Annotated in this window: 6 protein-coding genes; 3 read left to right on the forward strand and 3 right to left on the reverse strand. The window is 64.1% G+C overall.

Going from position 1 to position 5,850, the window contains the following annotated elements; all coding sequences use genetic code 11:
• Positions 1–336: 336 nt before the first annotated feature.
• Positions 337–1,593 (reverse strand): isocitrate dehydrogenase (NADP(+)), encoded by a 1,257-nt coding sequence (icd, locus tag HZR14_RS14035; RefSeq protein WP_181693506.1) that lies wholly within the window; start codon positions 1,591–1,593, stop codon positions 337–339.
• A 185-nt stretch (positions 1,594–1,778) separates the two neighbouring features.
• Between icd and HZR14_RS14040 the strand changes: the two genes are divergently transcribed.
• Entirely contained in the window at positions 1,779–3,023 is a 1,245-nt protein-coding gene (locus HZR14_RS14040) for a DNA double-strand break repair nuclease NurA (protein ID WP_181693507.1), read from the forward strand.
• Positions 3,024–3,034: 11 nt separating this feature from the next.
• On the opposite strand, the gene HZR14_RS14045 is transcribed toward HZR14_RS14040, so the two are convergent.
• The gene (locus HZR14_RS14045; RefSeq protein ID WP_181693508.1) at positions 3,035–3,376 is read right to left on the reverse strand and encodes a DUF7113 family protein; all 342 of its coding nucleotides are present in this window, start codon (positions 3,374–3,376) and stop codon (positions 3,035–3,037) included.
• A 41-nt stretch (positions 3,377–3,417) separates the two neighbouring features.
• A complete protein-coding gene (locus tag HZR14_RS14050) occupies positions 3,418–3,747 on the reverse strand; it encodes a hypothetical protein (RefSeq protein WP_181693509.1) in 330 nt (109 codons plus the stop codon).
• 479 nt (positions 3,748–4,226) lie between these two features.
• Here HZR14_RS14050 and HZR14_RS14055 point away from each other — a divergent pair, with 479 nt between their 5' ends.
• On the forward strand, positions 4,227–4,598 hold the full coding sequence (locus HZR14_RS14055) for a CBS domain-containing protein (RefSeq protein ID WP_220132585.1): 372 nt from the start codon (positions 4,227–4,229) through the stop codon (positions 4,596–4,598).
• Positions 4,599–4,998: 400 nt separating this feature from the next.
• Positions 4,999–5,850 (forward strand): RNA-guided endonuclease InsQ/TnpB family protein (locus HZR14_RS14265; protein WP_220132586.1); only part of this gene is annotated, 852 nt, incomplete at its 3' end.

Below are 5,850 nucleotides of genomic sequence, written 5' to 3' on the forward strand. Positions count from 1 at the left end.
TTCCCCTTCATCCAGATGCCGGACAATCTCGATCCGACGATCTCCACTCATTACCTTCCAGTCTCATTCCATGCCCATAACTTCCGTCACTCATTAGGCCGTGCGATCGAGTGTGTCTCGTCTTCCGATCTCTACTATCAGTATCAGTATCAGTATCAGTATCAGTATCAGTATCAATGAAGTGAGTCAGCACCCGTGACGTCGACGCCTCGGAACCGGTCGAAGACGTATATCTCGAGTTGCTCGCCGCGGGCAAAGAGACGGAGTATGCAACACTTCGGGATCGCCCCCGGCGCGACCGTCCCGGACTGGGCCGAGTAGTTCTCTCGGCCGGAATCAGGCCATCTCGTGGATGTTCTCGACGACTACGTCGGCGTACTCGCTGGTCGCGAGTTTCTCGGCGTCCTCGACTTGCCGTTCGATGTCGTAGGTGACCTTGCGGTCGACGATCGCCTGTTCGACGGCGTCGCGGACGAGGTCGGCGGCGTCGTCCCAGCCCATGAACTCGAGCATGATGCGGCCCGAGAGGATCATGGCGGTGGGGTTGACCTTGTCCTGACCGGCGTACTTCGGCGCGGAGCCGTGGACGGGTTCGGCCAGCACGCGGCCGTCGCCGAGGTTGATACCCGGCGCGATGCCCAGGCCACCGATCTGTGCGCCACAGGCGTCCGAGAGGTAGTCACCGTTGAGGTTCGGCAGCGCCAACACGTCGTATTGGTCCGTCCGGGTGAGGATCTGCTGGAGCATGTTGTCGGCGATGCGGTCGTTGACGACGACAGCGTCCTCGGGCTGTTCGCCGCCGCGCTCCTCCCAGAGGGTGTCCTCGGTGATGACCTCGTCGCCGTACTCCTCCTCGGCGACCTCGTAGCCCCAATCGCGGAAGGCGCCCTCGGTGAACTTCATGATGTTGCCCTTGTGGACGAGCGTAACGGAGTCGCGGTCGTTCTCGAGGGCGTAGTCGATCGCCTTACGGACGAGACGTTTCGTCCCGAACTCGGTGATCGGCTTGATACCGATGCCGACGGGACCGTCGTGGATGGTCGAATCGAAGCCCATCTCCTCTTCGACGAACTCCTTGACCTCCTGGACCTCGTCGGTGCCGGCCTCCCACTCGATGCCGGCGTAGACGTCCTCGGTGTTCTCCCGGAAGGAGATCATGTCCATCTGCTCGGGGCGCTTGACGGGCGAGGGGACGCCGTCGAGGTGGTAGGTCGGGCGGATGTTCGTATAGAGATCGAGTTTCTTTCGCAACGCGACGTTGAGGCTCCGGAACCCGGCCCCGACGGGCGTCGTCAGCGGACCCTTGATCGAGACTTTGAATTCCTTGAGCGCCTCGACAGTCTCCTCGGGAAGGTTCTCGTCGTAGCGCTCGCGGGCGGACTCGCCGGCATAGACGCGCATCCAGTTGATATCGCGACCGGTCGCCTCCGCGGCGGCCTCGAGGACCCGCTGGGCCGCCGGACCGACGTCCGTTCCGATCCCATCGCCGTGGATGATGGGGATGATCGGATCGTCCGGTACGACGAGTTCGTCGTCCTCCGTTACGTCGATCTTCGAGCCTTCCGACGGCACCTCGATTTTGTCGTATTCCATACCGAACGGTTTTGCACGGCCCCGTCAAAGGCGTACCGCTATCGCGGCGAGTCCATCATGAATAATGGGGCAGAAACGGGTGGCGGTCGGGGGGCACCGCAGTTTCGCCCGGAGACGGCGACCGCCCTCGTCCGAACCGGGCGATGGAGCCGACGTTTTATACCACAGAGCGCCCCAGACCAGATATGACCCTCGACCCGGTCCACTTCGACGGGATCGCCCGGCTCGCGGGCCGGATCAGCCAGCGCGTCGACGCGACGGAGCACGAGGCCGTCGCCGGGACCGTCTTCGAGGAGTATCTCGACCCGCTGTGGTACGACGGACGGCGAATCATCGAACCGATCGGTGACGTCCGACGGCGGCGCGTCGACGTCGCGGACGTCGCGTTACAGGAGCCGCCGTTCCCGACACAGCACGGACTCGATTCCGGGACGATCAATCCGACGACGTTCACCAACGGACTCGTCCTCGACGTCGCGCAGGCGGCGATGGCGGCCGTCCCCTCGGACCTGGAGCTCCACCGATCCCGGTCGGTCGTCACGACGGCACACTCGAACGATCCGACGGTCGACTGCGGGGAGGAGGAGTGGACACCGTTCGACGGCGGGTACTCGCGGGGACGGATACTCCAAGCGCCCCGCGTCAACCGATACGAGGAGGCCGTCGTCCACGCACTGTCGTTGTATCTCGCCGAGGTCTCTCACGCCGCCCTCAAGGCCGAGGTCGTCGACGACCTGTTGATCCTCGACGGGCCGATCTACCCCAAGGGGCTGCTCGCGTGGGCGGATCGACACCCGGAGCTCGCGGAGTTGCTCGTCGAAGAAGAGCGCCCGCGGGACGTGATCGGCCGTTATCTCGGGCTCGTCGAGCGCTTCGCCGACCGCGGCATCCCGCTCACCGGGTTCATAAAGAACGGCAGTTCGAAGGCGATCACACGGGCCGTCCGAAACGAAACGCGCGCACCCTGGGTCGACGACGCGGCGTTTTTCGAGCGCGTTCTCCGTCGGACGGACGGGAGCGGCGAGTTGCTGACCGACGAGCTGACGTTCACCAACTGGTTCGTCTCCAGGTGCGGCGTCGACGGCCCCCTGTCGGCCGACGGCGACGCGATCGGTTTGGAGCGCTCCCGTCCCCTCGAGGACTACGAGGTGACGTTCTTTTGTGTGTACGACCCTCGAAGCGAGCTCCTGTTCCGGGTCGAAGCCCCCGCGGTCTTCACGCGGGACCCGGAGACACGGGAGGCGTTGACGACGCAGTTCCTCCGGGACGTCGCCCACGAGGGGGGGCCGCCACTGGCGGTCGCGAAAGCCGACGAACTGGCCCGGATCGGCCGCGACGAGAAGGCCGCGTTGATCCGGGCGATAGAACAGCGCTTCGGGGCCGACCGCGACCGGGGCTACGACGACGAGCGGTGGGGCCTTCTCGCCTGATCGGCCGCCGGTCACGCGGTCGCGTCGTCGGCGACCTCGACGGCGACCGCGACGTCGGTCTCCGCGACGCCGAGTCTGGCGAACTGCGTTCGGATGTGCGCCTTCGCGGCCTCGATCGCCCGCTCGCGGTCGGCGAAGCCGCGCGGCATCGGGGACTCGAAGGCGATCCGTATCTCCTCACCGTCCAGCCGCTGGAGTTGCCCGCCGCTTTCGACCTGATAGAACGCATCACACACCCACACGTACGGCGCGTCGTCGTCGGGCGCGCCGCGGAACGTCGGTGGCTCCTCGTCGGGTTCGTACAGCGTTCCGGTCAACGCCGTGCCGCCCGCCGAGCCGCGGATCCGGAGCATACCGACTCTACGCGGACCGTAAATAAAAGGGACGTGGCGGATCACCGGATCCCGACGTCACGGACGTCGCGGACGTTGAGCCCCGTCCGTGCCCCGTTGTGGCGGTACTCGACGTAGACGAGTCGGTCGTCGTAGGCATCGAGCGGCAGCAGGTACGTCGACTCCTCCGTGAACCCCAACCAGAACACGATGTCGGAGTCCCCCGGCGTGTCCTCGATGATCCGGATCTCGACGACGTCGCCGTTTTCGCCGCGCTCTCTCGTCTCGCATACCTCGCCTTTGAGACGGCGTGAGGTCTTTCCGACGGAGACGAACAGGTTCACTATCGCACCCACGCAGACGTCGCGTAACTCGTTTGGGACCCGTAACATACCAGTTGTGCGAACCGCCTCTATCGGATCTGCGGCGCGGATCCTTTTTATATCTCCGTTCGACTCGGTCGCTGATACGGACCGTCGTAGTCGGTGCATGCGGCGAATCCGAGCGCACAGCCACGGCTCGTCCGCTCCGCCGTCGTGTGGACGGTCGTCGTCGGAGAACGGTTACCGTCCGCACCGGGCCGGCGGTGACCGCCCCATCGGTACAACGGTCCGTATCGGGGATCGCACCCACGGAACGGGGCCGTACGGAACTACTGTCCACCGTGGCGGGAATGTTGCGTCCGGGGAATCTTAGACCGGCTGAGACTCCCACGGAGGAAACCGCGCCGTTCACGGCGCGGAGGATGTCATGACCGACAGGCCGCGCCGAGGACCGACGCCCGCCTGCTGTCGACGCCGTCGGCCGGAGCCCGTCGCAATATCCCCGGAAACCAATGATTGAAGTGCGATATCTGGCATCATAGCACATAATGAGTGCGAATCACACACCCGTCGAGGAAGTGATGTCACGGACGCTCGAGATCATCCCTCCGGAGGAGCCCATCTCGGAGGCCGCCGCGGAGATGCGGGACCGCAGGCTGGGGGCGTTGCTCGTGCCGACGGCTCCGCCCGCGATCGTGACGAAAAACGATATTCTCGACGCCGTCGCGGCCGAAAGCGATCCGGCGACGACCCCCGTCGAGGCGATCATGACCCAGCCCGTCGAGACCGTCCCGCCGGACTGTCCGCTCGGCGAGGCCGCCGCGATGATGACGACGTTCGGCACCGATCACATCCCGGTCGCCGCCGACGACTTCCTCGGGATGGTCTCGATGGCCGACGTCACCGAAGGTGATCGGTAGGGGCGGATAGGCGCCGTCGGCTCCCCGCTCGCGACCGGAATCGCCCGTCAGGATTAGCTGAATTGAGGCGCTAAGCCCCCTTCCTCAGCGAGCGCCGACCGAATGGGAGGCGCGAGCAGGGAGGGGATACAGCGTTCACAAGAGCAGCTCTTGTGCGCGGACGAGACGCTCCGCGTCTCGTTAACGCCGCACGGGTTCCATACACTGTTCGACAGCAGGCCCACAGGTCAACGCAGTCGCAATGCTTTTGTGCATATAGTATATAGTATGCATACGGTGAAACGGACCACAATCACGCTCCGGGAGGACCAACATGAGTGGATTCAGGAACACCACCTGAATCTCTCGTCGTTTATCCGAGAGCAACTTGACGAGTACATCGAGGAACACGAGTAGCGCCATGTACTACGCCTACAAGTACCGTCTCAAGCCGTCCGACGCCCACCGTGAGGAGTTGGACCGCCACCGAGACATTTGTAGGCAACTCTACAACCACACGCTCTACCGTCTCAACGAATACCAAGACGAACACGGTGAACTGCCGTCCATGACCTCCCTGCGGTCGGAACTCCCCGACCTCAAGGAGTGGTGGGACGACCTCTCCGACGTGTACTCGAAGGTTCTCCAAACCGTCGTAGAACGGCTGTTCGACAACCTCAAAGGCCTCTCCAAGCTCAAGGAGAACGGCTACGGCGTCGGTCAACTCAAATGGAAGCCGCCACGAGAGTTCCGCAGTTTCACCTACAGCCAGTCTGGCTTCAAGCTCGACAAGAAGGGCGGTCAGACTGTCCTGTCACTCTCGAAACTCGCGGACATACCGATTCGGCTCCACCGCGCCATCCCCGACGACGCCACACTCAAGCAGGTCACGGTCAAGAAGGAACCGACGGGCGAGTGGTTCGCCACCTTCGGCGTCGAAATGGACCGCGAACCACCCGAACCGCCTGAGAACCCCGAGAAGTGCGTCGGTATCGACGTGGGGATTCTCACGTACGCCCACGACACCGACGGCGCGGCGGTCGGGTCGCTCGACCTCTCAGACGAACGCGACCGCTTGGAGCGCGAGAAACGGAAGCTCTCGCGCAAACAGCACGGGTCGAACAACTACGAGAAGCAACGGCGTCGAGTCGCGGAGTGTCACGCCGACCTCCGACGGAAGCGCCGCGACTTCTTGCACAAGCTCTCGGCGTACTACGCTCGGGAGTACGACCTCGTGGCGGTCGAAGACCTGAACGTGAAGGGGATGATGGAG

Origin of the sequence: Natronomonas salinimetallica, assembly GCF_013839515.1 — an archaeon.
Classification (GTDB): Archaea; Halobacteriota; Halobacteria; order Halobacteriales; family Haloarculaceae; genus Natronomonas.

Bases quoted from the DNA above. Each gene is read 5' to 3' on its own strand.
- icd (WP_181693506.1), bottom strand. From the start codon at position 1,593: ATGGAATACGACAAAATCGAGGTGCCGTCGGAAGGCTCGAAGATCGAC.
- HZR14_RS14040 (WP_181693507.1), top strand. From the start codon at position 1,779: ATGACCCTCGACCCGGTCCACTTCGACGGGATCGCCCGGCTCGCGGGC.
- HZR14_RS14045 (WP_181693508.1), bottom strand. From the start codon at position 3,376: ATGCTCCGGATCCGCGGCTCGGCGGGCGGCACGGCGTTGACCGGAACG.
- HZR14_RS14050 (WP_181693509.1), bottom strand. From the start codon at position 3,747: ATGTTACGGGTCCCAAACGAGTTACGCGACGTCTGCGTGGGTGCGATA.
- HZR14_RS14055 (WP_220132585.1), top strand. From the start codon at position 4,227: ATGAGTGCGAATCACACACCCGTCGAGGAAGTGATGTCACGGACGCTC.